This is a genomic window from Arcticibacter svalbardensis MN12-7 (assembly GCF_000403135.1).
GTDB lineage: Bacteria > Bacteroidota > Bacteroidia > Sphingobacteriales > Sphingobacteriaceae > Arcticibacter > Arcticibacter svalbardensis.
This window is the reverse complement of the sequence record NZ_AQPN01000083.1, coordinates 1-2,475: the sequence shown is the minus strand read 5'-3', so window position 1 is coordinate 2,475 and position 2,475 is coordinate 1. Positions and strand designations below refer to the sequence as shown.

At 35.0% G+C, this 2,475-nt stretch carries 2 protein-coding genes; one reads left to right on the top strand and one right to left on the bottom strand.

The features are described 5' to 3' along the window. The first annotated feature begins 138 nt into the window (after positions 1-138). A complete protein-coding gene (locus ADIARSV_RS10705; protein ID WP_016195528.1) occupies positions 139-726 on the top strand; it encodes a recombinase family protein in 588 nt (195 codons plus the stop codon). Positions 727-859: 133 nt separating this feature from the next. On the opposite strand, the gene ADIARSV_RS10700 is transcribed toward ADIARSV_RS10705, so the two are convergent. Further along, positions 860-2,107 (bottom strand): hypothetical protein, encoded by a 1,248-nt coding sequence (locus ADIARSV_RS10700; RefSeq protein ID WP_016195527.1) that lies wholly within the window; start codon positions 2,105-2,107, stop codon positions 860-862. Positions 2,108-2,475: the final 368 nt, after the last annotated feature.

Here is a 2,475-nt window from a genome sequence, read left to right as displayed (position 1 = left end):
AATGGCACTCAGTTTTTAACCTTCCCCCAAGGTGTAAAAAATGCCTTTCCAGACTGTAAGGTAATTTTGCATATTCTCTTAAAACGGTGCCACAAACTTTTCTCTTAAATTGTATATTTGAGAGAAATATTGCCAAATATGAAAATTGGTTACGCAAGAGTTAGTACCACAGATCAAAATTTAGACATGCAACTTCGTGAGCTTGAAAAAGCAGGTTGCGAGAAAATCTACAAAGAAAAATTATCAGGCAAAAATACCGAGCGGCCTGAGCTGCAAAAGCTTTTGTCAGAGTTAAGAAAAGGAGACCAGGTTGTAGTTTGGAAACTCGATAGGATAGGGCGATCCATAAAAAATCTGATTGACATTGTAGATCAATTCAAAGCACACGAAGTTGACTTTATAAGCCTACATAACCAAATAGATACATCAACACCCACCGGAAGATTTACATTTAATCTTTTTGCTGCCTTGGCTGAGTTTGAACGTGAAATGATTGTTGAACGTACAATGGCTGGTTTAAAAGCATCTAAAGAAAAAGGCATAAAGGCAGGAAGGAAACCTGGACTAACGCCCGACAATCAAAAGACTGCAAAGAGGGCTTACCGAATGAAAACAAAAGAGAATTACTCTATTGCTGAAATAGTTGAAATCCTTAAAATTGGCAAATCAACATTATACCGGTATCTGAAATATATGGAAGCACAGGAAAAAGACCAATCCCAATAGATATGTATTTAATTGGCTTCATTAATACCGACCGAACCAGGGTATTAATAAACCCACATGAAATAGCAACTATCAACGGGCATTATATTTGGCTCAAAAACTTCTATAACAGCAGGTTTATTTAAAACAACTATTATTCAATAGAACTTTCCAAGTTCACGAATGTGTAATCTGAAACATCATCGGAATATTGAATTTGGTTGTCTAGCATATTCCTAATACCCGGGCGATTAATCAAAGAATAAGTAACCTCTACTTTTTCTTCATCCAAGGTATCGACTTCATACTCATTAGATACCAAATAATAAAGCGGACGGATTTGTATAAGCAATGTACCTTCATCCTCAAAATCCCTAGCCAACAGTTTCCATCTAATAACGACATCAGATTCGACTGCTAACTTTGGTTTAAGATAAATACTTCTAGAGGTATAACTATCTCTTTGAACTATTGACTTTTCAAACGGTTTTATATACAAGCTGTCATTTGAATTGCTATACTCACGGATATCTGTTTTGAAGTTCTTGTTAAACAAAGGAGATGGTGGGGATTCAGAACCTACTTCTAAAAAGTCACCTTGAAAATCCAAATTTAATTTGAAATCCTCAATAACTCGTTGTCCAGTATTTATAATTGTCAATTTAAACCAAACATTTTGGTGCCAGGGATACGTTTCAGCAGCCATATTAAAATTCCTCATAATCACCCGATTCTTCTGCTCTTGTGTTTCATAAATTTTTCCGAGAGACAAACCGCTAGTAAATAAGAATGATGATGGAGATTGAATAGGGGGTAAGGGCTTTTTAATAATGAATCTATCAGTACTCTGCTGGAATTTAGGCTGGTAAAGAGTTTTATCAGAACCTACAGAAAAAACAACCTTTGCTGAACCTATACGATGAAAATTTTCGTTTTTCAAATACCAATCGTATGTTTTTGGGAATTCAGTCAACTTGCGTTCAAAGAAGTCCCAAAAACAAATTTGAATAGAAAACAATCCAGAAGTAGCATGTTCCACGCTTTTCTCACGAACAAACTCCTCAACCTTCTGGTCTTTTTGAAGGGACGTTGCAACAATAAGTTTATGTAATGCTGGCTTGAAATGCAAAGCCTTATCAATTTCTTTCTGAACGTCAGAGATGGTAATTCGATTTGGGGAACCATCAATAAGATTGAGTTTTTTATTTTTACACTGGATGCCAATATACTTCCTCCCCCCCTCTACTGGGAAATAAATATCAACCCCTTTCTGACCTTGTGCGTTATCTGAATTGAACTCAATTTCATGCGAAACACTCCAAATTTCACCCCAAAGTTTTAGACAAAGAGTTTCAAAGTCTTGCCAATTTTTAGGGGTATTCATATTATTTGAAGAAATCATAAGATACAATTATAGTGATTCTGAATAACCATCCATTAATAATTTAAATATAGAAAACCAAATCCTATTGGATCCCGATAACCAAATGCCTTATTCATAAAGGGACAAAGTTGGTGACACAAAGATTAAAGAACTTTTATTTCTGGCCCTACCTGGTGAACAATTCTTTAAGATGTATCCAGCTTATATAAGAAAAAACCAACAGGTTCATGAAGTTATGACTTTTTGAACCTGAAGAAAATCATACCATATATATAAGTATACAAAAACGTTTTCAAAAGACAGGTAAACTCGAATTTGAAAGTAGTTGAGAATGTAAACTAAATAGTAAGCTAAAACCGGAAGAAAAGTTGTGTGTAGTGGGGGAG